The organism is Streptomyces sp. NPDC047974 (genome assembly GCF_040653375.1).
Classification (GTDB): Bacteria; Actinomycetota; Actinomycetes; order Streptomycetales; family Streptomycetaceae; genus Streptomyces.
The window spans coordinates 53991-80458 of record NZ_JBEZNU010000007.1 but is presented as its reverse complement, the minus strand read 5'-3'; the positions used below and the strand labels follow the sequence as shown (position 1 = coordinate 80458).

The following is a 26468-nucleotide window of genomic DNA, read 5'->3' as shown; positions in this document are numbered from 1 at the left end:
CGGCGCCGGCACCTCGTGTCTGCCAGCGCCCCGATGCATGGAGTACCCGTGTCAGAAGTCCGTGTGACCGTCCAGTCCGCCTTGGGATTTGAGGAGAGGACGGTGAGCGCGGGCACCACGGCCGGCGCCCTGTTCGCCGACGACCGCACCGTCATCGCCGCCCGTGTCGCGGGTGACCTCAAGGACCTCTCGTACGAGCCCGCCGACGGCGATGTCGTCGAGGGCGTCGAGATCTCCTCCGAGGACGGCCTGAACATCCTGCGCCACTCGACCGCGCACGTCATGGCGCAGGCCGTGCAGGAGCTCTTCCCCGAGGCCAAGCTGGGCATCGGCCCGCCGGTCCGTGACGGCTTCTACTACGACTTCGACGTCGAGAAGCCGTTCACGCCCGAGGATCTCAAGGCCATCGAGAAGAAGATGCAGGAGATCCAGAAGCGCGGCCAGCGCTTCGCCCGCCGCGTGGTGACCGACGAGGCCGCCCGCGAGGAGCTCGCCGACGAGCCGTACAAGCTGGAGCTCATCGGCATCAAGGGCTCCGCTTCCACCGACGACGGCGCGAACGTCGAAGTGGGCGGCGGCGAGCTGACCATCTACGACAACCTCGACGCCAAGACCGGCGAGCTGTGCTGGAAGGACCTCTGCCGCGGTCCCCACCTCCCCACCACCCGGAACATCCCGGCGTTCAAGCTGATGCGCAACGCGGCCGCCTACTGGCGCGGCAGCGAGAAGAACCCCATGCTGCAGCGCATCTACGGCACCGCCTGGCCGTCGAAGGACGAGCTGAAGGCCCACCTCGACTTCCTCGCCGAGGCCGAGAAGCGCGACCACCGCAAGCTGGGCAACGAGCTCGACCTCTTCTCCATCCCGGACGAGATCGGCTCCGGCCTCGCCGTCTTCCATCCCAAGGGCGGCATCATCCGCCGGGTCATGGAGGACTACTCGCGCAAGCGCCACGAGGAGGAGGGCTACGAGTTCGTCTACTCGCCGCACGCCACCAAGGGCAAGCTCTTCGAGAAGTCCGGCCACCTCGACTGGTACGCCGAGGGCATGTACCCGCCCATGCAGCTCGACGAGGGCGTGGACTACTACCTCAAGCCCATGAACTGCCCGATGCACAACCTGATCTTCGACGCGCGCGGGCGCTCCTACCGTGAGCTGCCGCTGCGCCTGTTCGAGTTCGGCACCGTGTACCGGTACGAGAAGTCCGGCGTCGTGCACGGTCTCACCCGGGCCCGGGGCTTCACCCAGGACGACGCGCACATCTACTGCACCCGCGAGCAGATGGCGGAGGAGCTGGACAAGACCCTCACCTTCGTCCTGAACCTGCTCCGCGACTACGGTCTGACGGACTTCTACCTGGAGCTGTCGACCAAGGACCCGGAGAAGTTCGTCGGCTCCGACGAGGTGTGGGAGGAGGCCACCGCCGTCCTCCAGCAGGTCGCCGAGAAGCAGGGCCTGCCGCTCACCCCCGACCCGGGCGGCGCCGCCTTCTACGGCCCGAAGATCTCGGTGCAGGCGCGGGACGCCATCGGCCGTACCTGGCAGATGTCGACCGTCCAGCTCGACTTCAACCTGCCGGAGCGCTTCGACCTGGAGTACACCGCTCCGGACGGCACCAAGCAGCGCCCGGTCATGATCCACCGTGCGCTCTTCGGTTCGATCGAGCGCTTCTTCGCGGTGCTCCTGGAGCACTACGCGGGCGCCATGCCGCCGTGGCTGGCCCCGGTCCAGGCGACCGGCATCCCGATCGGCGACGCGCACGTCGAGTACCTGCAGGAGTTCGCCGCCAAGGCGAAGAAGCAGGGCCTGCGCGTGGAGGTCGACTCCTCCTCGGACCGGATGCAGAAGAAGATCCGCAACGCGCAGAAGCAGAAGGTCCCCTTCATGGTCATCGCGGGTGATGAGGACATGGCGGCCGGTGCCGTCTCCTTCCGCTACCGCGACGGTTCGCAGGAGAACGGCATCCCCGCCGACGAGGCCATCGCCAAGATCGCCAAGATCGTCGAGGAGCGCGTCCAGGTCTGACGGCCTGGCGCGTCCCGCCGAGCGCGTCGTCAGAAGGCCTCCGGGGAATCCCCCCGGGGGCCTTCCCCGTTCCCCGGCGGCTTCTCGTCCTCCCTGGTGAACGCCTGGATCAGCCACGACGAGAACGAACCCGTCACCGCGCCGAGCAGGGCCAGGCCGCAGGCCATCAGGCCGACCGCCACCGTCCGGCCGATGGGGGTCACCGGGCTCACGTCGCCGTAGCCGACCGTCGCCAGCGTGGCGCAGGCCCACCAGACGGAGTCGCCGAAGGTGCGGATGGAGGCTCCTGGGGCGTCGGCCTCGTGGTGGTAGACGGTGAGCGCGGCGGTGAAGCCGAGCAGGGAGACCGAGAGCCCGGAGTAGACCATCACCCGGGCGTAGAGGGTGAGCCGCGGCTGGCCCCGGCGGCGCTGGACCCGGTCGTAGAGCGTCACCATCCGGACCGGGCGCAGCAGCGGCAGCAGGAGCACCGTGGTGTCCAGGAGGTGGGTCCGGACGAAGCGGAGCGGGCGCAGGCCGCTGAGCCGGAGCCGCACCACGTAGTCCGTGATGAAGACCGCCCAGGCGCCGAGGACGATCCCGACGCACAGGTCCACGCCGAGCCGCGGGAGGTGGTCGCGGGCGAGGACCCGGACCGCGTACCCCGCGAGGTAGGCGAGCGAGGCCACGGCGAGCGGCAGCTCCATGCGGTGGTCCCAGCGTTCCTGGCGGGGCGGTTTCGGGGGCCTTTCGCTCATCGGATCAGGATCACCCGAGGGGGCTTCCCTCGCCCCGCCGACACGTTCCGAACGGGCGACGCAATATGCTGCACAGCATGACGACTGAGCCGGAGCAGCAGATCGGGGTGGGGGCGCCGGACGCGTTCCAGCGTCTGTGGACGCCCCACCGGATGGCGTACATCCAGGGGGAGAACAAGCCGACCGGGCCGGGCGCCGACGACGGCTGCCCGTTCTGTTCGATCCCGTCGAAGTCGGACGAGGACGGGCTGGTGATCGCCCGGGGCGCGAGCGTGTACGCGGTTCTCAACCTGTATCCGTACAACGGCGGGCACCTGATGGTCGTCCCCTACCGGCACGTCGCCGACTACACGGACCTCGACGCGGCCGAGACGGCGGAACTGGCCGACCTGACCAAGCGGGCGATGATCGCCCTGCGGGCGGCGTCGGGCGCGCACGGCTTCAACATCGGCATGAACCAGGGCGCGGTGGCGGGCGCGGGGATCGCCGCGCACCTGCACCAGCACGTGGTGCCGCGCTGGGGCGGCGACACCAACTTCATGCCGGTCGTGGGCCACACCAAGATCCTGCCGCAGCTGCTGGCCGACACCCGGAAGATGCTGGCCGACGCCTGGCCGGCCACCGTCTGAGCCGACTTCCTCGCCGTACGGCCCCGGGGCGCGCGCCCCGGGGCCGTACGCGTCCCCGGGCGGGGACGTCAGGCGTCGTAGACGTCGGCCTTCTTCGGGCCGGGCTCCTGCACGGAGCCGCCGAGGACGAGGGAGCGGTTGGTGAAGCGCTCGGTGTCGACGTTGTGCTCGCCGAGGAAGCGGATCGTCGCGGTGTGGACGGCGCGGAGCACGGGCGTGGCCATGCGGATGGCGTCGTCGGCCATGAAGCGGTTCTTCCAGAGCGGTCCGGCCCAGACGTGCCGCAGGCCGAAGGGCTCGGGCAGGGTCATCTTGCCGCCGAGGAAGTCCAGGACAGGCGGGTACCAGGTGAGCGGGGCGCGGACGGCGAGCCGGACGATGTCGTCGGTGCCGAGCAGCGGCTGCGGGATCTCCTTGGTCTCCCAGAAGCGGACGGTCTTGGAGACCTCCTTGGTCTTCGCCTTGGGCTTGGTGGTGAACAGGCCGTGGACGGGGCCGAGGGCGTGGCCGGTGACCTCGATGCGCAGGGTGTGGTGGAGCGAGGTCACCGTGACCATCATGGTCAGGACCACGTTGCCGTCCCAGAGCGTGAACTGGACGCCGAGGTAGTGGCGGTTGCCGGCGTCGAACTGCTGCTCGTTGCAGATCCGCTGTATCTCGTGGGGCTTGACCTGGTAGTGGACGATGTTGTCGCCCTCGGGGCGGCTGACCTCGTCGGCGCCCTCGCCGACGGGGGAGACGATCCAGTGCTTGACCGTGGGTTTCGGGAAGCCGGTCTTCAGGGAGCCGCGCTCCAGGAGCGTGAGCTGGTCGTGGATCTTGCGGATCAGGTCCCAGGCGCGGAAGTCGTGCATCTCGAGGCCGGCCACCGGGACCAGCTCCTCGGCGAGCGTCCAGCTGCCCCAGCGGGTGCCGAGGCCGAGGATGCCCTTGGGGCCGGCGTAGAAGACCACGTTGGACTGCTGCTCGGCGGAGAGTTTCTCCAGGTTGAGCCGGAGCTCCTCGGCGGACTTCTCGCCGGGGTCGGTGGGGACGGACTTGGGGACGTGGGCGCTGACGCCGCCGCCGCTCAGCAGTCCGGTCCACCGCTCGCGGAGGTCCACGGCGGCGCCGAGGCAGATCCGGCTCGCGAGGTACCAGCCGATCACCGGGGCGACGATCATCGCCCGCAGGTAGTTGGGGAGCAGGCCGTCGAAGGGGAGCCTGAGGAGGACCAGGGCGGCGACGATGCCCGCCGCCCACAGGAGGACGGTGCCGATGAGGCTGGTCTTCTTGTTGGCCTTCCCGGCGGCGGTGCGGCGCAGGTGGATCACTCCGAGCCAGAGCAGCAGCCCGGGCAGGAAGAGGAAGCCGCAGACGAAGGTGACCAGGGTCAGCTTGATGTCGCGGCGCCGGCGGATGTGGGTGGCCGCCAGGCAGTGTTCGACGACAGGCTGGGGCTCGGCGCCGAAGGACTGGATGAGGGCCTTGCGGCCACCGCCGAGCATGCGGACCTGCACGGCCCGGGAGAACGCCTCGCCGAGGTCGGGGCGGAAGAGCTTCTCCCACTTGCCCTTCTTGACCCCGGTCTTGTAGTGCTCGTTGTCGGCATCCTGGATGGTCTCCAGGGGGCTGTCCCGGTACGCGGCCGAGGCCAGCGCGTTCGTCGCCCCGGTCAGGCCGCTGCCGCCCTGGAGGGGGATCTGTGCCCCCGGTCCGAAACCGTCGATCGCCACTTCCGCCCCCATCACCGCGAGTACCCGTGCGGGCCGTTCCCGACTGCCGCGCCCGGCACAGCCGCCGAGCTGGGCACCACAGCGTAACCGGGCGGCGTGGTATGCGTCACCGGCTGTGGACAACCCCGGCCGGAAGCTGTGGACAAGGCTGACCGGAACCCGTCCGCCCGCTGCGGTGCCGGGCGGACGGAGACCGCCGGCGCTTCGTCGACTACCCACCCTTCCCTGTCTGTTCGCGGAGTCGTTCGGCGATCTGAGGGGGCATCGGTTCGTGCCGGGCGTAGCTGCGGTCGAAGCGGCCCGTGCCGTGCGAGACGGACCGCAGGTCGATGGCGTACCGGCCGATCTCGATCTCCGGGACCTCGGCCCTGACGACCGTGCGGCCCGGTCCCGCCTGGTCGGTGCCGACGACCCGGCCGCGCCGCCCGGACAGGTCGCTCATCACGGCGCCCACGTACTCGTCGGGGACGAGCACCCGCACCTCCGCGACCGGCTCCAGGAGGTGGACCGGGACCTCGGCGGCCGCCTCGCGCAGGGCGAGCGCGCCGGCCGTCTGGAAGGCGGCGTCGGAGGAGTCCACCGAGTGGGCCTTGCCGTCCTTGAGGGTGACCCGGACGTCGACCAGCGGATGCCCGGCGGCGACCCCGCGCGCGGCCTGGGCCCGTACGCCCTTCTCGACGGAGCCGATGAACGGGCGGGGGACCGCGCCGCCCACGACCTTGTCGACGAACTCGATGCCGCTGCCCGGCGGGAGGGGCTCGACGTCGATCTCGCAGATTGCGAACTGGCCGTGCCCGCCGGACTGTTTGACGTGCCGTCCGCGGCCGGAGGCGGGTGCCCCGAAGGTCTCGCGCAGCGGCACCCGGTACGGGACGGCGTCCACGCGCACCCCGTAGCGGCCGCGCAGCCGCTCCAGGACGACGTCCTGGTGGGCCTCGCCCAGACACCACAGGACGACCTGGCCGGTGTCCTGGTTCTGTTCCAGGCGGAGGGTCGGGTCCTCGGCGACCAGCTTGGCCAGGCCCTGCGAGAGCCGGTCCTCGTCCGCCTTGCTGTGCGCCTCGACGGCGAGCGGCAGCAGCGGTTCGGGCATCGGCCACGGTTCGATCAGGAGCGGATCGTCCTTGGCGGACAGGGTGTCGCCGGTCTCGGCGCGGCCGAGCCGGGCCACGCAGGCGAGGTCGCCGGCGACGCAGTGCGCCATCGGCCGCTGCTGCTTGCCGAAGGGGGACGTGAGGGCGCCGACCCGTTCGTCGACGTCGTGGTCCTCGTGGCCGCGGTCGGCCAGGCCGTGCCCGGAGACGTGCACGGTGTCGTCGGGGCGCAGGGTTCCGGAGAAGACCCGGACCAGGGAGATCCGGCCCTGGTAGGGGTCGGCGGCGGTCTTCACGACCTCGGCGACGAGCGGTCCGTCGGGGTCGCAGGCGAGCGGCGGGCGCGCCTCGCCCGCCGGGGTGGTGACGGCCGGCGGCTCGTGTTCCAGCGGGGAGGGGAAGCCACGGGTGATGAGGTCCAGGAGCTCGACGGTGCCCAGGCCCTGGCCGCCGCCGTTCGTGGCGGGGGCGGCGGCGAGCACGGGGTGGAAGCCGCCCCGGGCGACCGCCTTCTCCAGGTCGTCGACGAGGGTGCCGACGTCGATCTCCTCGCCGCCCAGATAGCGGTCCATCAGGGTCTCGTCCTCGCTCTCGGCGATGATCCCCTCGATGAGCCGGGCCCGCGCCGCGGCGATCGGCTCCCGGTCGGCCTCCTCGGGCGGCCGCTCGCTCCGGACGCCCGTCGCGTAGTCGAAGACCTGCTCGGACAGGAGGCCGATCAGGCCGGTGGCGGGGGCGTGGCCGTCGGCGCCCTCCGGGCCGTGCACCGGCAGGTAGAGCGGCAGCACGGCGTCGGGGTCGTCGGCGCCGAAGAGCCCGGCGCAGACCCGGGTCAGCTCCTCGAAGTCCGTGCGGGCGGTGTCGAGGTGGGTGACGACGATGGCGCGCGGCATGCCGACGGCCGCGCACTCCTCCCAGACCATCCGGGTGGAGGCGGCGACCGCGTCGGCCTCCTGGGCGGCCGAGACGACGAAGAGGGCCGCGTCCGCCGCGCGCAGACCGGCCCTCAGCTCCCCGACGAAGTCGGCGTATCCGGGGGTGTCGAGCAGATTGACCTTGACGCCGTCCCAGCCGACCGGGACGAGGGAGAGCTGGACCGAGCGGTGCTGGCGGTGCTCGATCTCGTCGTAGTCGGAGACGGTCGCCCCGTCCTCGACCCGGCCCGGTCTGCCGAGCGCCCCCGCGGTCTGGGCGAGCGCCTCGACCAGCGTCGTCTTGCCCGAGCCGCTGTGGCCGACCAGCACCACGTTCCGTACCTCCGAGGGCCGGTCGGCCGTCGGTGCCCTGCCGGCGGCTCCGGCGGGGGTGTGCGCCTTGTCGCCCATGATGTCCTCCCGGCTGCGAGGCGGTGAGGGGAGCGGGCGCGGGGGAGCGGCGTCGCGGTGCGGCTCCGGCGGTGCCCGCGGGGTGCTCCTTCGAGCTTTGCACCGACGCCGTGACGCGTCCATACGTCGTACACGGGTGGGGCCTCCGGGGGTACGGTGACGCGGCGGGGTGGGTGCGCTCCCGTGCGCCGCCACCCGCGTGGCTACGATGGGTGAGCCGGTGGTCATGGGACCGCGCGGCCCGCCGAAACCTCGGGAAGGCCATGCTGAACAAGTACGCGCGTGCGTTTTTCACGCGTGTCCTCACACCGTTCGCCGCGTTTCTGCTCCGCCGGGGCGTCAGCCCCGACGCCGTGACGCTGATCGGCACGGCGGGAGTGGTCGCCGGTGCGCTGGTCTTCTTCCCCAGGGGCGAGTTCTTCTGGGGCACGATCGTCATCACCCTCTTCGTCTTCTCCGACCTCGTCGACGGCAACATGGCCCGGCAGGCCGGGATCTCCAGCCGCTGGGGCGCCTTCCTCGACTCGACCCTCGACCGGGTCGCCGACGGGGCGATCTTCGGCGGCTTCGCCCTCTGGTACGCCGGCAAGGGCGACGACAACGTGCTGTGCGCGGTGGCGATCTTCTGCCTGGCGAGCGGCCAGGTCGTCTCGTACACCAAGGCGCGCGGCGAATCGATCGGCCTGCCGGTCGCGGTCAACGGCCTGATCGAGCGGGCCGAACGGCTCGTGATCTCGCTGGTCGCCGCCGGTCTCGCCGGACTGCACGCCTTCGGCGTGCCGGGGATCGACGTGCTGCTGCCCATCGCGCTGTGGATCGTGGCCGTCGGCTCGGCCGTGACCCTGGGGCAGCGGGTCGTGACGGTACGCAGGGAATCGGCCGAGGCGGACGCCGCCGCGGCCGCCGGGGGAAGCGGGGCGGCGACGTGAGCGCGCTGAAGGACAAGGTGGCCGACGGGCTGTACGGCCTCGGCTGGGCCACCGTGAAGAAGCTCCCGGAACCGGCGGCCGAGGCCCTCGGCCGGAAGATCGCCGACACCGTGTGGAAGCGGCGCGGCAAGGGCGTGCTGCGCCTGGAGGCCAACCTCGCGCGCGTGGTGCCCGACGCCACGCCCGAGCGGCTCGCCGAGCTGTCGAAGGCCGGCATGCGCTCGTACATGCGCTACTGGATGGAGTCCTTCCGGCTCCCCACCTGGAGCCGCGAGCGGGCCGCGAACAGCTTCTCGATCAAGGGCGAGGACGTCCTGAAGGACGCCATAGCCTCCGACCGGGGCGTGATCCTCGCCCTGCCGCACATGGGCAACTGGGACCTGGCCGGCGTCTGGGTGACCCGCGCCCTCGACACGCCCTTCACGACGGTCGCCGAGCGCCTCAAGCCCGAGTCGCTGTACGACCGCTTCGTCGCCTACCGCGAGTCCCTCGGCATGGAGGTGCTGCCGCACACCGGCGGCGCCGCCTTCGGGACCCTCGCCCGCCGGCTGCGGGACGGCGGCCTGGTCTGCCTGGTCGCCGACCGGGACCTGTCCGCCTCCGGCGTCGAGGTCTCCTTCTTCGGCGAGGCCACCCGGATGCCCGCGGGACCGGCCATGCTCGCTCTCCAGACCGACGCGATCCTGCTGCCGGTGACCCTCTGGTACGACGACACCGACGTCATGAAGGGCGAGGTGCACGCGCCCGTGGAGGCACCCGGGTCAGGTACCCGCGGCGAGAAGGCGTCCCTCATGACACAGGCCCTCGCCGACACCTTCGCCGGGGCCATCGCGGACCACCCGGAGGACTGGCACATGCTCCAGCGCCTCTGGCTGGCCGACCTGGAGGAGCGCACACCGTGAGGATCGGAATCGTCTGCCCGTACTCCTGGGACGTACCGGGCGGCGTCCAGTTCCACATCCGCGACCTCGCGGAGCACCTGATCCGGCTGGGGCACGAGGTCTCCGTCCTGGCCCCCGCCGACGACGACACCCCGCTGCCGCCGTACGTCGTCTCCGCAGGCCGTGCCGTGCCCGTCTCGTACAACGGCTCGGTGGCCCGCCTCAGCTTCGGCTTCCTCTCCGCCGCGCGGGTCCGCCGCTGGCTGCACGACGGCACCTTCGACGTCGTCCACATCCACGAGCCGACCTCGCCCTCGCTTGGCCTGCTCACCTGCTGGGCTGCGCAGGGTCCGATCGTCGCCACCTTCCACACCTCGAACCCGCGCTCACGGGCGATGCTCGCCGCCTACCCGATCCTCCAGCCGGCGCTGGAGAAGATCAGCGCCCGGATCGCGGTCAGCGAGTACGCGCGCCGGACGCTGGTGGAGCACCTGGGCGGCGACGCGGTCGTCATCCCCAACGGCGTCGACGTCGACTTCTTCGCCGGAGCGGAACCGAAGGCGGAGTGGCAGGGCGAGACGCTCGGTTTCATCGGGCGGATCGACGAGCCCCGCAAGGGCCTGCCGGTCCTGATGAAGGCGCTGCCGCGGATCCTCACCGAGCGCCCCGGCGCCCGCCTGCTGGTCGCCGGGCGCGGCGACGAGGAGGAGGCGGTGGCGACGCTGCCGCCCGAGATGCGCTCCCGGGTGGAGTTCCTCGGCATGGTCAGCGACGAGGACAAGGCGCGGCTGCTGCGCAGCGTCGACGTGTACGTGGCGCCCAACACCGGCGGCGAGTCCTTCGGCATCATCCTCGTCGAGGCGCTGTCCGCCGGCGCGCCGGTCCTCGCCGCCGACCTGGACGCGTTCGCGCAGGTCCTCGACCAGGGGGCGGCGGGCGAGCTCTTCGCCAACGAGGACGCGGACGCGCTGGCCGACGCGGCGATCCGGCTCCTCGCCGACCCCGCCCGCCGCGCCGGACTCAGCGCACGCGGCTCGGCGCACGTGCGGCGGTTCGACTGGTCGACGGTCGGCGCCGACATCCTGGCGGTCTACGAGACGGTGACGGACGGGGCGGCGGCGGTCGACACGGACGAGAAGACAGGCGGCCTCCGAGCCCGCCTGGGCCTGTAGGACCCGGCGCCCCCGGCCGGGCCGGGGCTTTCCGGGCCCGGGCCCGCACCTGACGGGCGGCGCCGTACCGGTGCGGGTCCCGGCGCGTGACGTTCCGCGCGGGCGCGGCTTCCGCTGTGCCCGCCCGTTCCGCCCCTGGCGGAACGGGCGCCCACAGCGGCGGCGGGCGAACACCCTGCTCGCATGATGCACGTCACGCGACTCGACCTCGGTCACTTCGTCCGCCCCGCCGACGAGTGGGGCGGCCCCCACGCGCGCGTGGAGCCCGCGCTCGCCTACCTGGTCCGGCACCCCGCGGGCACCGTGCTGTTCGACACCGGGATGGGCGAGGGCTCGCCGGAGACCGACGCCCACTACCGGATCGTGCGCCGGCCGCTCACCGTGCCGCCCGCGGAGGTGGACGCGATCGTCAACTGCCACCTCCACTTCGACCACATCGGCGGCAACCAGCGCTTCCCCGGCACCCCCGTCCTCGTGCAGCGCCGCGAGCTCGCCACCGCGCGGGCGGGCGCGTACACCATCGACAGCCTCCTGCCCGGCGTCGCCTGGGTGGAGATCGACGGGGAGCACGAAGTCGGACCGGGCGTGCGGATCGTGCCGACGCCCGGGCACGTCGACGGGCACCAGTCGCTCGTCCTCGACCACGGCGACCGCGTGACGGTCCTCGCCGGGCAGGCGTACGACACGGCGGGCGACTTCGGGACGCCGTACCGGCCCTGGCTCGGCCGGCTCGCCGAGCTCGCCGACGGGCGGCCGGTGCGCGTCCTGTTCGCCCATGACCACGCCCTTCGGGAAGGTGTGCTGCCGTCGCCCGGGTAGCCTGTGCGCCCGTGACCGAAACCCTGATCTGGACCGTCGTCGCGCTGATCCTCATCGGCGTCTACCTCAGCTGGACCGCCGGCCGGCTCGACCGGCTGCACACGCGGATCGACGCGGCGCGGGCCGCGCTCGACGCGCAGCTGCTGCGGCGGGCCTCGGTCACCCAGGAGCTGGCCACCTCGGGAGTCCTCGATCCGGCCGCCTCGATCGTGCTGTACGAGGCCGCGCACGCGGCCCGGCAGGCCGAGGAGGACCACCGCGAGGTCGCCGAGAGCGAGCTGAGCCAGGCCCTGCGCGCGGTCTTCGGCGAGCCGGAGCAGGTGGAGCTCGTACGGGAGGCGCCCGGTGGGGAGGAGGCGGCGGGGGAGCTGGCCGCGGCCGTCCGCCGGGTTCCCATGGCGCGGCGGTTCCACAACGACGCCGTCCGCGCCGCCCGCGCCCTGCGCCGCCACCGCAAGGTCCGCTGGTTCCGGCTCGCGGGCCACGCGCCGTTCCCCATGGCCTTCGAAATGGATGACGAACCGCCGGTGGCCCTGGCCGATCGTCCTTCCTGAGCCCACGCGGCCTCGGATTCCCGCGAAAAGGATCCACAGGCTGCGCATTGGCCCTTGATGTGGACCGCTCGTGGCCTGTTTCCTCGCTCTAGTCGTCAACGTCCCGTTGAACCCGTTGTCACGAGTGAGGTCCCCGTGTCCAGCACCACCACCCCCCAGTCCCCCGAGACCGGCACCGCGCGCGTCAAGCGCGGCATGGCCGAGCAGCTCAAGGGCGGCGTGATCATGGACGTGGTCAACGCCGAGCAGGCGAAGATCGCCGAGGACGCCGGCGCCGTGGCCGTCATGGCCCTGGAGCGGGTCCCCGCGGACATCCGCAAGGACGGCGGCGTGGCCCGGATGTCCGACCCGAACATGATCGAGGAGATCATCGGCGCGGTCTCCATCCCGGTGATGGCCAAGTCCCGCATCGGCCACTTCGTCGAGGCCCAGGTCCTGCAGTCCCTCGGCGTCGACTACATCGACGAGTCCGAGGTCCTGACCCCGGCCGACGAGATCAACCACTCCGACAAGTGGGCCTTCACCACCCCCTTCGTCTGTGGCGCCACCAACCTGGGCGAGGCCCTGCGCCGCATCGCCGAGGGCGCGGCCATGATCCGCTCCAAGGGCGAGGCCGGCACCGGCAACGTCGTCGAGGCCGTCCGCCACCTGCGCCAGATCAAGAACGAGATCGCCAAGCTGCGCGGCTTCGACAACAACGAGCTCTTCGCCGCCGCCAAGGAGCTGCGCGCCCCGTACGAGCTCGTCAAGGAGGTCGCCGAGCTCGGCAAGCTCCCCGTGGTCCTCTTCTCCGCCGGTGGCGTCGCCACCCCGGCCGACGCCGCGCTGATGCGCCAGCTGGGCGCCGAGGGCGTCTTCGTCGGCTCCGGCATCTTCAAGTCGGGCGACCCGGCCAAGCGCGCCGCCGCCATCGTGAAGGCCACCACCTTCTACGACGACCCGAAGGTCATCGCGGACGCCTCCCGCAACCTCGGCGAGGCCATGGTCGGCATCAACTGCGACACCCTCCCCGAGTCCGAGCGCTACGCCAACCGGGGCTGGTAAGCACCGATGAGCACCACCCCCGTGATCGGAGTCCTGGCCCTCCAGGGCGACGTACGGGAGCACCTGATCGCCCTGGCCGCGGCGGACGCCGTGGCCAGGCCGGTCCGGCGCCCCGAAGAGCTCGCCGAGGTCGACGGCCTGGTCCTCCCCGGTGGCGAGTCCACCACCATCTCCAAGCTGGCCGTCCTCTTCGGCCTGATGGAGCCGATCCGTGAGCGGATCGCCGCGGGCATGCCGGTCTACGGCACCTGCGCCGGCCTGATCATGCTCGCCGACAAGATCCTCGACCCGCGCTCGGGCCAGGAGACCTTCGGCGGGATCGACATGATCGTGCGCCGCAACGCCTTCGGGCGGCAGAACGAGTCCTTCGAGGCCGGAGTCACCGTCGCGGGCATCGACACGCCCGTCGAGGGCGTCTTCATCCGCGCTCCCTGGGTGGAGTCCGTCGGTGCCGGGGTCGAGGTGCTCGCCGAGCACGACGGCCACATCGTCGCGGTCCGCCAGGGCGGGGTCCTCGCGACCTCCTTCCACCCCGAGCTCACCGGTGACCACCGCGTCCACGAGCTCTTCGTGGACATGGTGCGCGCGGATCGGTGACACGATCCCGGTAGGATCTCTGGGGTTCGTTCAAGATGTTGGTTACGCGAAGGAGACAGGCAGATGTCCGGCCACTCTAAATGGGCTACGACGAAGCACAAGAAGGCCGTGATCGACGCCAAGCGCGGCAAGCTCTTCGCGAAGCTGATCAAGAACATCGAGGTCGCTGCCCGTACCGGCGGTGCCGACCTGGACGGCAACCCGACGCTGTTCGACGCCGTCCAGAAGGCGAAGAAGCAGTCGGTCCCCAACAAGAACATCGACTCCGCCCTCAAGCGCGGTGCGGGTCTCGAGGCCGGCGGCGCCGACTACGAGACGATCATGTACGAGGGCTACGGCCCGAACGGTGTCGCGGTCCTCATCGAGTGCCTCACCGACAACCGCAACCGCGCCGCCTCCGACGTCCGCGTCGCCATGACCCGCAACGGCGGCTCGATGGCCGACCCCGGCTCGGTCTCGTACCTGTTCAACCGCAAGGGCGTCGTCGTGCTCCCCAAGGGCGACCGCTCCGAGGACGACGTCCTGGAGGTCGTGCTCGACGCGGGCGCCGAGGAGGTCAACGACCTCGGCGAGTCCTTCGAGGTCATCAGCGAGGCCACCGACCTGGTCGCGGTCCGCACCGCCCTCCAGGAGGCCGGCTTCGACTACGACTCCGCCGAGTCCAGCTTCGTCCCGACCATGCAGGTCGAGCTCGACGAGGAGGGCGCGCGCAAGATCTTCAAGCTGATCGACGCCCTGGAGGACAGCGACGACGTGCAGAACGTCTTCGCCAACTTCGACGTCAGCGACGAGGTCATGGAGAAGGTCGACGCCTGATCGGCGGCCTTCCCGACAGCGGGCCGACGGGGACACACCCCCGTCGGCCCGCTGCGTTGTCAGTGGCACCCGATAGCCTGCACGAACAGCCGATCGCAGGATCCGAGGGAGGGGGCGGCGTGCGCGTACTGGGAGTGGACCCGGGGCTCACCCGGTGCGGTGTCGGCGTGGTCGAGGGCGTCGCCGGACGGCCGCTGGCCATGCTCGGGGTCGGCGTGGTCCGCACCCCCGCCGAGGCCGACATCGGCCACCGCCTCGTCGGCATCGAGCGCGGCATCGAGGAGTGGATCGACCGCTTCCAGCCCGAACTGGTCGCCGTGGAGCGGGTGTTCAGCCAGCACAACGTCCGTACGGTGATGGGCACCGCCCAGGCCAGCGCGGTCGCCATGCTCTGCGCGGCCCGGCGCGGCATCCCCGTCGCCCTGCACACCCCCAGCGAGGTCAAGGCCGCCGTCACCGGCTCGGGACGCGCCGACAAGGCCCAGGTCGGCGCCATGGTCACCCGGGTGCTGAGGCTCGCCGCCCCGCCCAAGCCGGCCGACGCCGCCGACGCGCTCGCCCTCGCCATCTGCCACATCTGGCGGGCCCCCGCCCAGAACCGCCTCCAGCAGGCCGTCGCCCTGCACGCCTCGAAAGGCCGCACGTCATGATCGCCTTCGTCAGCGGCCCGGTCGCCGCCCTCGCCCCCACGACCGCCGTCGTCGAGGTCGGCGGCGTCGGCATGGCCGTCCAGTGCACGCCGGACACCCTGGCCGGCCTCCGGGTCGGCGAGCACGCCCGGCTCGCCACCTCCCTCGTCGTCCGGGAGGACTCCCTCACCCTGTACGGCTTCGCCGACGACGACGAGCGCCAGGTCTTCGAGCTGCTCCAGACCGCCAGCGGCGTCGGCCCCCGGCTCGCCCAGGCCATGCTCGGCGTCCACAGCCCCGACGCGCTGCGCCTCGCCGTCTCCACCGGCGACGAGAAGGCCCTCATGGCCGTCCCCGGCATCGGCAAGAAGGGTGCCCAGAAGCTCCTCCTGGAGCTCAAGGACAAGCTCGGCCAGCCCCTCGGCAGCAGCGGCCTCGTCGGCCAGCAGCGCGCCGTCGCCACCGGCCCCGCCCCCTGGACCGAGCAGCTGACCGCCGCCCTCGTCGGTCTCGGCTACGCGAGCCGCGAGGCCGAGGAGGCCGTCGTCGCCGTCACCCCGCAGGCCGAGGCCGCGCTCGCCGAGACCGGCGCCGCGCCCGTGCCCCAGCTGCTGCGCGCCGCCCTCCAGACGCTCAACCGAGCCCGCTGACCGCGGCCGACCCCGCCCGTACGAAGGAAGACACCACCGTGAACTGGGACGACGACGAGACGGCGACCGCCGCCGAGGAGCGGATCGTCGGCGCCGCCGCCGAGGGCGACGACCAGGCCGTCGAGGCCGCCCTGCGCCCCAAGGACCTCGGCGAGTTCATCGGCCAGGAGAAGGTCCGCCAGCAGCTCGACCTCGTCCTCAAGGCCGCCCGCCAGCGCGGCGCCACCGCCGACCACGTGCTGCTCTCCGGCGCCCCCGGCCTCGGCAAGACCACCCTGTCGATGATCATCGCCGCGGAGATGAACGCGCCGATCAGGATCACCTCCGGCCCCGCCATCCAGCACGCCGGCGACCTCGCCGCGATCCTCTCCTCCCTCCAGGAGGGCGAGATCCTCTTCCTCGACGAGATCCACCGGATGTCCCGGCCCGCCGAGGAGATGCTCTACATGGCGATGGAGGACTTCCGCGTCGATGTCATCGTCGGCAAGGGCCCCGGTGCCACCGCCATCCCGCTCGACCTGCCGCCCTTCACCCTGGTCGGCGCCACCACCCGGGCCGGCCTGCTGCCGCCGCCGCTGCGCGACCGCTTCGGCTTCACCGCCCACATGGAGTTCTACGAGCCGCACGAGCTGGAGCGGGTCGTGACCCGCTCCGCCGGCCTCCTCGACGTCGTGATCGACCCGGCCGGCGCCGCCGAGATCGCCGGCCGCTCCCGCGGTACCCCCCGCATCGCCAACCGACTGCTGCGCCGGGTCCGCGACTACGCCCAGGTGAGGGCCGACGGAGTGATCACCCGCGAGATCGCCGGCGCCGCCCTCGGCGTGTACGAGGTGGACAGCCGCGGCCTCGACCGCCTCGACCGGGCCGTCCTGGAGGCCCTGCTGAAGCTCTTCGGCGGCGGCCCCGTCGGCCTCTCCACGCTCGCCGTCGCCGTGGGGGAGGAGCGCGAGACCGTCGAGGAGGTCGCCGAACCCTTCCTCGTGCGGGAGGGACTGCTGGCCCGTACGCCCCGTGGCCGGGTCGCCACGCCGGCGGCATGGACCCACCTCGGGCTGGTTCCGCCGCAGGCAGCGGGCCCGGCGGGGGCTTCCGGAGCGGCGGGATCCGGACAACAGGGGCTCTTCGGCGCCTGAGGCGGCTGTGACGGGTGGGTGACGGCGCGGAGTCTCGCCGGACGAGGAACCACGGTGCCATGCTGGGCGTTGTTCCATCGATGCGGACTCGCCTAGACTCCGCCGATGCCGCCCTTTCCGGCGGCGTACCCACCCCCGAAGACCAGGCCGCGGGTTCTCCGTGACCGTGCGAAGGATTTTCGTCCCGTGAATAACATCGGCATGCTCCTCCCGTTCATCGTGCTCATCGGGGCGATGTTCCTGATGACCCGCTCTGCCAAGAAGAAGCAGGCACAGGCGGCGGAGATGCGCAACCAGATGCAGCCCGGCACCGGCGTACGCACGATCGGGGGAATGTACGCCACCGTCAAGGAGATCCAGGACGAGACCGTCCTGCTCGAGGTCGCGCCCGGCGTCCACGCCGTCTACGCGAAGAACGCGATCGGCGCGGTCCTCGACGACGCCGAGTACAACCGGATCGTCCACGGCGACACCGACGAGGACGTCGCCGACGACTCCGACACCGTCGTCCCGGACGACGCCTCCTCGCTGACCGAGGCCGCCGACGAGGCGCCCAAGGCCGATCTGACGAAGAAGTCGGACGCGGCCGAGGTCGAGAAGGACGGCAAGGCCGACGGCGAGACCGAGGCGAAGTAAGCCGCATCCGGCACCGCGGTCCCACGCCCACCGGCGTGGCCGCGGTCGGACACGGTCCGACGTCTGCGGGGGATGGTCCCCACACACACTTCGTGGCCTCCGTGCGCCCACCCGGCGCCCGGACGGTTTGGACAGGGAGAAACGACAGGTGGCAGCACCGAACAAGGGTCGAAGGCCGGCGGGGGGACAGAGCCGGCCTGGCCGCGCCCTGGCACTCATTCTGATCGCCATGGTCGCGCTCACCGGGGGCATGTTCTGGTCGGGGCACACCACCCCGCGCCTCGGCATCGACCTCGCCGGCGGCACGTCGATCACGCTCAAGGCCAAGGCGGAGCCCGGCCAGGAGTCCGCGGTCAACGAGACCAACATGAACACGGCGGTCGGCATCATCGAGCGCCGTGTCAACGGTCTCGGCGTCTCCGAGGCCGAGGTCCAGACGCAGGGCCGCGAGAACATCATCGTCAACATCCCCAAGGGGACGAACGAGAAGCAGGCCCGCGAGCAGGTCGGCACCACCGCCCAGCTCTACTTCCGGCCCGTTCTCGCTGTCGCGGCCGCCACGCCGGAGGCCGCGCCGACGGCGACCCCCTCGGGTTCGGCGACGCCGAAGCCCTCCGCCTCCGCCTCGGTGGGCGAGAAGAAGTCGGCGACCCCGACCGCCACCGCCTCCACCCAGGGCCGTGCCCTCTCCGAGGCCCTCAAGGCCCCGAGCGCCACCGGCACCCCCACCCCCACCGGCTCCGCCTCCGGCGCGCCGAAGGCGAGTGCCACGCCGAAGGCGAGCGGCACCCCGCAGCCGACCCCGTCCGCGGACGCCGACACGGCCGCCCTCCAGCAGAAGTTCGCCACGCTGAACTGCCTGGACCCGAAGGCGCGCACCGCCGCCGCGGCGGGCACCAAGCCCACCGACACGATCGTCGCCTGCGGCAAGAACGCGATCGACCAGTGGGAGAAGTACCTCCTCGGCCCCGCCGAGGTCGAGGGCCGTGACGTCGACGACGCCAAGGCCGCCATCGACCAGCAGAGCGGCCAGTGGATCGTGGACATGGAGTTCACGGACGCCGGCTCGAAGAAGTTCCAGTCGATCACCGGCAAGCTCTCGCAGCAGGCCGAGCCGCAGAACCAGTTCGCGATCGTCCTCGACGGCGAGGTCGTCTCGGCGCCCCGCGTCCAGACGACGCTGAGCGCCAACGCGCAGATCTCCGGCAGCTTCAACCAGCAGTCCGCCCAGGACCTCGGCAACATCCTGGCCTACGGCGCCCTGCCGCTCTCCTTCGACACCCAGAGCGTCGACACCGTCACCGCCGCCCTCGGCGGCGACCAGCTGGAGGCCGGTCTCATCGCCGGCGCCATCGGTCTCGCCCTGGTCATCATCTACCTGGTGGTCTACTACCGCGGCCTGTCGTTCATCGCGATCCTCAGCCTCGGCGTCTCCGCCCTGCTCACCTACGTGATCATGGCCCTGCTCGGCCCGGCCATCGGCTTCGCGCTGAACCTGCCGGCCGTCTGCGGCGCCATCGTCGCCATCGGCATCACCGCGGACTCGTTCATCGTGTACTTCGAGCGCATCCGCGACGAGATCCGCGAGGGCCGCACCCTGCGTCCGGCCGTCGAGCGCGCCTGGCCGCGTGCCCGCCGCACCATCCTGGTCTCCGACTTCGTGTCGTTCCTCGCCGCCGCGGTGCTCTTCATCGTCACCGTCGGCAAGGTCCAGGGCTTCGCGTTCACGCTCGGCCTGACCACCCTGCTCGACGTCGTCGTGGTGTTCCTCTTCACCAAGCCGGTGATGACCCTGCTCGCCCGCACGAAGTTCTTCGGCAACGGCCACAAGCTGTCCGGCCTGGACCCGAAGAGCCTGGGCGCCAAGCCGCCGCTGCGCCGCACCCGCCGTACGACCGCCCCCGTCGACCCGAAGGAGGCGTGAGATGTCGAAGCTCGGAGATCTCGGCGCCCGGCTCCACCGCGGTGAGGTCGGCTACGACTTCATCGGCAACCGCAAGATCTGGTACGGCCTGTCCATCCTGATCACCATCACGGCCATCGCCGCCCTCGCCGTCCGCGGCCTCAACATGGGCATCGAGTTCCAGGGCGGCGCCGTCTTCACCACCCCGAAGACGGAAGTCACCGTCAGCCAGGCCACCGAGTACGCGGAAGAGGCCTCCGGCCACGACGCGATCGTCCAGCAGCTCGGCAACGGCTCCCTGCGCATCCAGGTCGGCGGTCTCGACACCGAGAAGTCCGACCAGGTCCGCACCGAGCTGGCCAAGGACCTGAACGTCCCCGAGGAGAAGATCGCCGCCGAGCTGGTCGGCCCCAGCTGGGGTGAGCAGATCGCCACCAAGGCATGGACGGGCCTCGGCGTCTTCATGATCCTCGTGGTGATCTACCTGGCGATCGCCTTCGAGTGGAGAATGGCCGTGGCGGCGCTGATCGCGCTCATCCACGACCTCACGATCACCGTGGGCATCTACTCGCTGGTCGGCTTCGAGGTCACGGTCGGCACGGTCATCGGTCTGCTGACGATCCTCGGTTACTCGCTGTACGACACCGTCGTCGTCTTCGACTCCCTCAAGGAGCAGACGAAGGACATCACGAAGCAGACCCGCTTCACCTACGGCGAGCTGGCCAACCGCTCGATCAACGGCACCCTGGTCCGCTCCATCAACACCACCGTGGTGGCGCTGCTGCCCGTCGCCGGCCTGCTCTTCATCGGCGGCGGCGTCCTCGGCGCCGGCATGCTGAACGACATCTCGCTGTCGCTCTTCGTGGGTCTGGCCGCCGGCGCCTACTCCTCGATCTTCATCGCCACCCCGCTCGTCGCCGACCTCAAGGAGCGCGAGCCGGCGATGAAGGCGCTGAAGAAGCGCGTCCTCGCCAAGCGCGCGGCCGCCTCCGCCCGCGGCGAGGACGGCCTGGACGACGGCACCGACGCGGGCGAGGCCGCGGTCGTCGGACCGCGCACCGCCGCCCGCCGGGGCCGCGCCGAGGAGCGCCGAGGATGAGCGCCGAGGCCCGCGACGTGACCGGCCTGCTGCTCAGCCGGATCCGCGACGTCCCCGACTACCCGAAGCCGGGCGTGCTGTTCAAGGACATCACGCCGCTGCTCGCGGACCCGGAGGCGTTCACGGCCCTCACCGACGCCCTCGCCGCCCTGTGCTCCGCGCACGGCGCGACGAAGATCGTCGGCCTGGAGGCCCGCGGCTTCATCCTCGCGGCACCGGTCGCCGTCCGCGCGGGCCTGGGCTTCGTCCCGGTCCGCAAGGCCGGCAAGCTCCCCGGGGCCACGCTCCGGCAGGCGTACGAGCTGGAGTACGGCACCGCCGAGATCGAGGTGCACGCCGAGGACCTGGCCGCGGGCGACCGCGTCATGGTCATCGACGACGTCCTCGCCACCGGCGGCACCGCCGAGGCCTCCCTCGAACTGATCCGCCGCGCGGGCGCCGACGTCGCCGGCGTCGCGGTCCTCATGGAACTGGGCTTCCTCCCGGGCCGCGCCCGCCTGGAACCCGCCCTCCAGGGCGCACCGCTCACCGCACTCATTCGGGTGTGATGGATCAAGGAGCACGACCGCCGGTCCGATGACGAGAACGGGCCACGCGAGGGGCACCCCGGGACATCCCGAGGTGCCCCTCGCGCCGTGGCCCCTCGACACACCGGAGGGAAGCGAATGAAGTGGTTCCGGAGGAGCACCGTCGGGGCGGCGTCGCTCCTGGCGTTGGCCGGCCTCGTCTCGGGGGCGGGCCCCGTCAGCGCCGGCCAGGTCGCCCGGCAGCCGGTCGCGGCGGCCGACAGCTGCGTGGGCTGGAAGAACGCGGGCAGCGTTCCCGCGAAATGGACGAAGGCCAGTGACGGCTGTGGCCATTTCGGGGCCAACGGGATGACCATGAAGTACGACTGGGCCGTGTTCAAGGGCGGGAGCGTCTGCCTGCGCGTCAAGGGCTTCGACCGCCGTACCAAGGAGATCTGGTCCGACCCCGTGTGCGGCAAGAGCGGATCGATCAGGGTCCACTGGGGCAATGTCGCGGCCCAGAAGGAGATCCAGGTCAAGGGCGGCCCCTCGCTGTTCCGCTGGAACTGATCGCGAGCGCCTGACAGGGGCGCCCCGGGAATTCCCGGGGCGCCCCTGGTGTTTGTCCCGGTACGTTCGCCGAAGGGGCCGGAGAGGCGGCTCCTGGCCCCGGTCCGTCCCGTGGGCGCGTGAGCACGGGACCTGATGGCTCGATACGATGGCCTTTCCGGGCCTGACCGGGGGACCCGGAACCTCGCCCGGACTCCGTCCGGGGAGACCCCAGAGGAGCGCTCTTTGCCAGACGAGGCCCAGTCACTCTCCGCCGCGCAGCCCGACCCCAAGGCCCGCCAGGCCGCGCAGGGGACCGGCACGCCCCAGGACAAGCCCGCGGAGACCAGGCCGAAGCCTGCTGCGCCCGCTCCCGCGCCGACCCCCGCGCCCAGTCGCTCCGGCGGGTCCTCCAACCGGGTGCGCGCCCGCCTCGCCCGGCTCGGGGTGCAGCGCTCGTCGCCGTACAACCCGGTCCTCGAACCCCTGCTGCGGATCGTCCGCTCCAACGACCCCAAGATCGAAACGGCCACTTTGCGCCAGATCGAGCGGGCCTACCAGGTCGCGGAGCGCTGGCACCGCGGCCAGAAGCGCAAGAGCGGCGACCCGTACATCACCCACCCGCTCGCCGTCACCACCATCCTTGCCGAGCTCGGCATGGACCCGGCGACGCTGATGGCGGGCCTCCTGCACGACACCGTCGAGGACACCGAGTACGGCCTGGAGGACCTGCGCCGCGACTTCGGCGACCAGGTCACCCTCCTCGTCGACGGCGTCACCAAGCTGGACAAGGTCCGGTTCGGCGAGGCCGCGCAGGCCGAGACCGTCCGCAAGATGGTCGTCGCCATGGCCAAGGACCCCCGGGTCCTCGTCATCAAGCTCGCCGACCGCCTGCACAACATGCGCACCATGCGCTACCTCAAGCGGGAGAAGCAGGAGAAGAAGGCCCGCGAGACCCTGGAGATCTACGCCCCGCTGGCCCACCGGCTGGGCATGAACACCATCAAGTGGGAGCTGGAGGACCTCGCCTTCGCGATCCTCTACCCCAAGATGTACGACGAGATCGTCCGGCTCGTCGCCGAGCGCGCCCCCAAGCGGGACGAGTACCTCGCGATAGTGACCGACGAGGTCCAGACCGACCTGCGCGCCGCCCGCATCAAGGCGACCGTCACCGGCCGCCCCAAGCACTACTACAGCGTCTACCAGAAGATGATCGTCCGCGGCCGTGACTTCGCGGAGATCTACGACCTGGTCGGCATCCGCGTCCTCGTGGACACCGTCCGCGACTGCTACGCGGCCCTCGGCACCGTCCACGCGCGATGGAACCCGGTCCCCGGCCGGTTCAAGGACTACATCGCGATGCCGAAGTTCAACATGTACCAGTCGCTGCACACGACGGTCATCGGCCCCAACGGCAAGCCGGTCGAGCTGCAGATCCGCACCTTCGACATGCACCGCCGCGCCGAGTACGGCATCGCCGCGCACTGGAAGTACAAGCAGGAGGCCGTCGCCGGCGCCTCCAAGGTCCGCACCGACGTGCCCAAGAACGCCGGCAAGGACGACCACCTCAACGACATGGCGTGGCTGCGCCAGCTGCTCGACTGGCAGAAGGAGACCGAGGACCCGGGCGAGTTCCTGGAGTCCCTCCGCTTCGACCTCTCGCGCAACGAGGTCTTCGTCTTCACGCCCAAGGGCGACGTCATCGCGCTGCCCGCCGGCGCCACCCCGGTCGACTTCTCCTACGCCGTCCACACCGAGGTCGGCCACCGCACCATAGGGGCCCGGGTCAACGGCCGTCTCGTGCCGCTCGAATCCACCCTCGACAACGGCGACCTGGTCGAGGTCTTCACCTCCAAGGCCGCCGGCGCCGGCCCCTCCCGGGACTGGCTCGGCTTCGTCAAGTCCCCGCGCGCCCGCAACAAGATCCGCGCCTGGTTCTCCAAGGAGCGCCGCGAGGAGGCCATCGAGCAGGGCAAGGACGCCATCGCGCGGGCCATGCGCAAGCAGAACCTGCCGATCCAGCGGATCCTCACCGGCGACTCCCTCGTCACCCTCGCCCACGAGCTGCGCTACACCGACATCTCCTCGCTGTACGCGGCGATCGGCGAGGGCCACGTCACCGCCCAGTCCATCGTGCAGAAGCTGGTGCAGGCGCTCGGCGGCGAGGAGGCCGCCACCGAGGACATCGCCGAGACGGCCCCGCCGACCCGCGGCCGCTCCAAGCGGCGCTCCAACGCCGACCCCGGCGTGGTCGTCAAGGGCGTCGAGGACGTGTGGGTCAAGCTGGCCCGCTGCTGCACCCCCGTGCCCGGCGACCCGATCATCGGCTTCGTCACCCGCGGCAGCGGCGTCTCCGTCCACCGCAGCGACTGCGTCAACGTCGACTCGCTGTCCCGGGAGCCGGAGCGGATCCTGGAGGTCGAGTGGGCCCCGACCCAGTCCTCGGTCTTCCTGGTCGCCATCCAGGTCGAGGCGCTGGACCGCTCCCGGCTCCTCTCGGACGTCACCCGGGTCCTCTCGGACCAGCACGTCAACATCCTCTCGGCGGCCGTCCAGACCTCCCGGGACCGGGTGGCCACCTCCCGCTTCACCTTCGAGATGGGCGACCCCAAGCACCTGGGACACGTCCTCAAGGCGGTCCGGGGCGTCGAGGGCGTGTACGACGTCTACCGCGTGACCAGCGCCCGGCGCCCGTAGCCGGACCCCGGCACGGACACGGGAAGGGCCCCCGGCACGCGCCGGGGGCCCTTCCTCGTACCGCTGCTCCCACGGGATCAGCCGCCGAACTCCTCCAGGCCCTTCATGGCCTGGTCGAGCAGGGCCTGGCGGCCCTCCAGCTCCTTGCCGAGCTTGTCGGCCTTGGCGTCGTTGCCCGCCGCCCGGGCCGCGTCGATCTGCTTGCGCAGCTTCTCGACGGCGTCCTGGAGCTGGCCGGTGAGACCCGCGGCACGCGCGCGTGCCTCCGGGTTGGTGCGGCGCCACTCGGCCTCCTCGGCCTCCTGGATCGCCCGCTCCACCGTGTGCATCCGGCCCTCCACCTTGGGGCGGGCGTCGCGCGGCACGTGACCGATGGCCTCCCAGCGCTCGTTGAGCGCGCGGAAGGCGGCGCGGGCGGCCTTCAGGTCCGTCACCGGCAGCAGCTTCTCGGCCTCGCCGGCGAGCTCCTCCTTCAGGGCCAGGTTCTCGGTCTGCTCCGCGTCCCGCTCGGCGAACACACCGGACCGGGCCGCGAAGAAGACGTCCTGGGCGCCGCGGAAGCGGTTCCACAGGTCGTCCTCGTGCTCGCGCTGCGCGCGCCCGGCGGCCTTCCAGTCGGCCATCAGCTCGCGGTAGCGGGCCGCGGTCGCGCCCCAGTCGGTCGAGTTCTGCAGCGCCTCGGCCTCGGCGACCAGGCGCTCCTTGGTCTTGCGGGCGTCCTCGCGCTGCGCGTCGAGCTGGGCGAAGTGCGCCTTGCGGCGCTTGGAGAAGGCCGAGCGGGCGTGCGAGAAGCGGTGCCACAGCTCGTCGTCGGACTTCCGGTCGAGCCGGGGCAGGCCCTTCCAGGTGTCCACGAGCGCCCGCAGCCGCTCGCCGGCCACCCGCCACTGCTCGCTCTGCGCCAGCTCCTCGGCCTCGGTGACCAGGGCCTCCTTGGCGGAGCGCGCCTCGTCGGCCTGCTTGGCCTTCTGCGCCTTGCGCTCCTCGCGGCGCGAGTCCACCGACTCCACGAGCTTGTCCAGACGGGCGCCGAGCGCGGCCAGGTCACCGACGGCGTGGTGCTCGTCGATCTGCTGCCGGATGTGCTCGATCGCCGTCTGGGCGTCCTTCGCCGAGAGGTCGGTGGTCTTCACCCGCTTCTCGAGGAGGCCGATCTCGACAACCAGGCCCTCGTACTTGCGCTCGAAGTAGGCCAGCGCCTCCTCGGGGGTGCCCGCCTGCCAGGATCCGACGACCTTCTCACCCTCGGCCGTCCGCACGTACACGGTGCCCGTCTCGTCGACGCGGCCCCACGGGTCGCTGCTCACAGCGCCTCCTCACCATGATGCCCTCGTCGGGGTGGTGACCCCCGGGCATCGTCCACAGTTCCTGGGCGGGCCTCGCCCGCCTTCCGCCGCGCGGCCGACGATCGGACCGCGCCGCACAACGCCAATCTAGGCGAACGGCGGCCCGGCTGTCCGCACTCGGCGCCACCGAAATTCCACGGTCACGTGCGTGCGGACGTCCGGGCCGCCGTCGCCTCCGCCCCGGCGTCACTTCGCGGCGACGGTCGCCTTCTCGATGGTGACCGGCTTCTTCGGGGCCCCGTCGCCCTGGCCGCCGTCGGCGCCCGCGGCGCCGACCTTCTGCACCGCCGCCAGACCGGCCGCGTCGATCGTGCCGAAGGGGGTGTACTGCGGCGGCAGCTTCGAGTCCTTGTAGACGAGGAAGAACTGCGAGCCGCCGGTGCCCGGCTGCCCCGTGTTGGCCATGGCGACCGTGCCGGCCTTGTACGTCACCTTGCCGTCGGCGCCCGCCTTGCCCAGGGCGTCGAGGTTCTCGTCCGGGATGGTGTAGCCGGGGCCGCCCATGCCGGTGCCCTCCGGGTCGCCGCACTGGAGGACGAAGATCCCGGCGGTGGTGAGCCGGTGGCACTTGGTGCCGTCGAAGTACTTCTTGTCGGCGAGGTGCTTGAAGGAGTTCACCGTGCGCGGGGTCTTCGCCGCGTCCATGGTGATCGTGATGTCGCCCTCGTTGGTCTTCAGGGCCATGGCGTACGCGCCCTTGGCCTCGATGCCCATCTTCGGCTCGCCGGTCGGCGTCTCCGCCTCGGTGTTCTTGGTGTCGTCCCCGAGGAACTGCACCGAGGCGTACACCGCTCCGCCCGCGGCGAGGACCACCGCGAGGGAGGCCGCGATCACGGTGGTGCGACGTTTGGCCTTGCGCTGCGCCTCCGCCCGTCGCTGCTGCTGGCGCGCGTACTTGTCCCTGGCGAGCTGCCGCCGCCGCTGATCGCTGGTGACCACCGGGTCCGCTCCTTGTCGGTCGTGTGTTCCTGTCCTGGCCGGAT

24 protein-coding genes are annotated in these 26468 nt (G+C 71.6%); 19 read left to right on the top strand and 5 right to left on the bottom strand.

What is annotated here, in order from left to right:
• Positions 1-48 precede the first annotated feature (48 nt).
• Positions 49-2025 carry a threonine--tRNA ligase gene (gene thrS / locus AB0E19_RS12555; RefSeq protein WP_362177522.1) on the top strand — a complete coding sequence of 659 codons (1977 nt, stop codon included), beginning with the start codon at positions 49-51 and terminating at the stop codon, positions 2023-2025.
• Between the two features lie 29 nt (positions 2026-2054).
• On the opposite strand, the gene AB0E19_RS12550 is transcribed toward thrS, so the two are convergent.
• Entirely contained in the window at positions 2055-2762 is a 708-nt protein-coding gene (locus tag AB0E19_RS12550) for a potassium channel family protein (protein ID WP_362177519.1), read from the bottom strand.
• A 65-nt stretch (positions 2763-2827) separates the two neighbouring features.
• On the opposite strand from AB0E19_RS12550, the gene AB0E19_RS12545 reads away from it, so the two are divergent.
• Positions 2828-3391, top strand: a complete 564-nt coding sequence (locus AB0E19_RS12545) for an HIT domain-containing protein (protein ID WP_169092680.1) — start codon at positions 2828-2830, stop codon at positions 3389-3391.
• 68 nt (positions 3392-3459) lie between these two features.
• Here the strand turns inward: AB0E19_RS12545 and AB0E19_RS12540 are convergent, their stop codons facing one another.
• Both AB0E19_RS12540 and AB0E19_RS12535 read right to left on the bottom strand, forming a co-directional pair.
• Positions 3460-5118 carry a hypothetical protein gene (locus AB0E19_RS12540; protein ID WP_362177514.1) on the bottom strand — a complete coding sequence of 553 codons (1659 nt, stop codon included), beginning with the start codon at positions 5116-5118 and terminating at the stop codon, positions 3460-3462.
• 199 nt (positions 5119-5317) lie between these two features.
• On the bottom strand, positions 5318-7525 hold the full coding sequence (locus AB0E19_RS12535) for an elongation factor G-like protein EF-G2 (protein ID WP_362177511.1): 2208 nt from the start codon (positions 7523-7525) through the stop codon (positions 5318-5320).
• A 263-nt stretch (positions 7526-7788) separates the two neighbouring features.
• Here AB0E19_RS12535 and pgsA point away from each other — a divergent pair, with 263 nt between their 5' ends.
• The 17 genes from pgsA to AB0E19_RS12450 all read left to right on the top strand — a co-directional run bounded on the left by pgsA (position 7789) and on the right by AB0E19_RS12450 (position 24139).
• Positions 7789-8454 (top strand): phosphatidylinositol phosphate synthase, encoded by a 666-nt coding sequence (gene pgsA / locus AB0E19_RS12530; RefSeq protein WP_043228045.1) that lies wholly within the window; start codon positions 7789-7791, stop codon positions 8452-8454.
• Positions 8451-9356 (top strand): phosphatidylinositol mannoside acyltransferase, encoded by a 906-nt coding sequence (locus tag AB0E19_RS12525; RefSeq protein WP_362177506.1) that lies wholly within the window; start codon positions 8451-8453, stop codon positions 9354-9356. Before pgsA ends, AB0E19_RS12525 begins: the two co-directional genes overlap by 4 nt.
• The gene (locus AB0E19_RS12520) at positions 9353-10507 is read left to right on the top strand and encodes a glycosyltransferase family 4 protein (protein ID WP_362177503.1); all 1155 of its coding nucleotides are present in this window, start codon (positions 9353-9355) and stop codon (positions 10505-10507) included. The genes AB0E19_RS12525 and AB0E19_RS12520 overlap by 4 nt, the downstream gene beginning before the upstream one ends.
• 183 nt (positions 10508-10690) lie before the next feature.
• On the top strand, positions 10691-11326 hold the full coding sequence (locus AB0E19_RS12515; RefSeq protein WP_362177500.1) for an MBL fold metallo-hydrolase: 636 nt from the start codon (positions 10691-10693) through the stop codon (positions 11324-11326).
• An 11-nt stretch (positions 11327-11337) separates the two neighbouring features.
• Positions 11338-11880: a hypothetical protein gene (locus tag AB0E19_RS12510; protein WP_030745424.1), complete on the top strand. Its 543-nt coding sequence runs from the start codon at positions 11338-11340 to the stop codon at positions 11878-11880.
• A gap of 135 nt (positions 11881-12015) precedes the next feature.
• On the top strand, positions 12016-12924 hold the full coding sequence (gene pdxS / locus AB0E19_RS12505) for a pyridoxal 5'-phosphate synthase lyase subunit PdxS (RefSeq protein WP_362177495.1): 909 nt from the start codon (positions 12016-12018) through the stop codon (positions 12922-12924).
• Positions 12925-12930: 6 nt separating this feature from the next.
• Positions 12931-13521 (top strand): pyridoxal 5'-phosphate synthase glutaminase subunit PdxT, encoded by a 591-nt coding sequence (gene pdxT, locus AB0E19_RS12500; protein WP_362177492.1) that lies wholly within the window; start codon positions 12931-12933, stop codon positions 13519-13521.
• A 63-nt stretch (positions 13522-13584) separates the two neighbouring features.
• Positions 13585-14337 (top strand): YebC/PmpR family DNA-binding transcriptional regulator, encoded by a 753-nt coding sequence (locus AB0E19_RS12495; protein WP_360603980.1) that lies wholly within the window; start codon positions 13585-13587, stop codon positions 14335-14337.
• A gap of 119 nt (positions 14338-14456) precedes the next feature.
• Complete coding sequence (ruvC, locus tag AB0E19_RS12490; RefSeq protein ID WP_362177488.1) at positions 14457-14987, top strand: crossover junction endodeoxyribonuclease RuvC; 531 nt, start codon at positions 14457-14459, stop codon at positions 14985-14987.
• Positions 14984-15616: a Holliday junction branch migration protein RuvA gene (ruvA, locus tag AB0E19_RS12485; protein ID WP_362177485.1), complete on the top strand. Its 633-nt coding sequence runs from the start codon at positions 14984-14986 to the stop codon at positions 15614-15616. Before ruvC ends, ruvA begins: the two co-directional genes overlap by 4 nt.
• 38 nt (positions 15617-15654) lie before the next feature.
• Complete coding sequence (ruvB, locus tag AB0E19_RS12480) at positions 15655-16749, top strand: Holliday junction branch migration DNA helicase RuvB (RefSeq protein ID WP_360603984.1); 1095 nt, start codon at positions 15655-15657, stop codon at positions 16747-16749.
• 201 nt (positions 16750-16950) lie between these two features.
• Complete coding sequence (gene yajC, locus AB0E19_RS12475; protein WP_362178059.1) at positions 16951-17385, top strand: preprotein translocase subunit YajC; 435 nt, start codon at positions 16951-16953, stop codon at positions 17383-17385.
• A gap of 148 nt (positions 17386-17533) precedes the next feature.
• Complete coding sequence (secD, locus tag AB0E19_RS12470) at positions 17534-19309, top strand: protein translocase subunit SecD (protein ID WP_362177482.1); 1776 nt, start codon at positions 17534-17536, stop codon at positions 19307-19309.
• 1 nt (position 19310) lies between these two features.
• Positions 19311-20387, top strand: coding sequence for a protein translocase subunit SecF (gene secF / locus AB0E19_RS12465; RefSeq protein ID WP_362177479.1), 1077 nt, complete (start codon positions 19311-19313; stop codon positions 20385-20387).
• Positions 20384-20935, top strand: a complete 552-nt coding sequence (locus AB0E19_RS12460; RefSeq protein ID WP_362177476.1) for an adenine phosphoribosyltransferase — start codon at positions 20384-20386, stop codon at positions 20933-20935. Before secF ends, AB0E19_RS12460 begins: the two co-directional genes overlap by 4 nt.
• A gap of 117 nt (positions 20936-21052) precedes the next feature.
• Positions 21053-21463, top strand: coding sequence for a hypothetical protein (locus AB0E19_RS12455; protein WP_362177473.1), 411 nt, complete (start codon positions 21053-21055; stop codon positions 21461-21463).
• Positions 21464-21688: 225 nt separating this feature from the next.
• Complete coding sequence (locus tag AB0E19_RS12450; RefSeq protein ID WP_362177470.1) at positions 21689-24139, top strand: bifunctional (p)ppGpp synthetase/guanosine-3',5'-bis(diphosphate) 3'-pyrophosphohydrolase; 2451 nt, start codon at positions 21689-21691, stop codon at positions 24137-24139.
• Between the two features lie 77 nt (positions 24140-24216).
• Here AB0E19_RS12450 and AB0E19_RS12445 read toward each other — a convergent pair whose 3' ends face one another.
• Both AB0E19_RS12445 and AB0E19_RS12440 read right to left on the bottom strand, forming a co-directional pair.
• Positions 24217-25446: a DUF349 domain-containing protein gene (locus AB0E19_RS12445; RefSeq protein ID WP_362177467.1), complete on the bottom strand. Its 1230-nt coding sequence runs from the start codon at positions 25444-25446 to the stop codon at positions 24217-24219.
• A 225-nt stretch (positions 25447-25671) separates the two neighbouring features.
• Entirely contained in the window at positions 25672-26424 is a 753-nt protein-coding gene (locus AB0E19_RS12440; RefSeq protein ID WP_362177464.1) for a peptidylprolyl isomerase, read from the bottom strand.
• Positions 26425-26468: the final 44 nt, after the last annotated feature.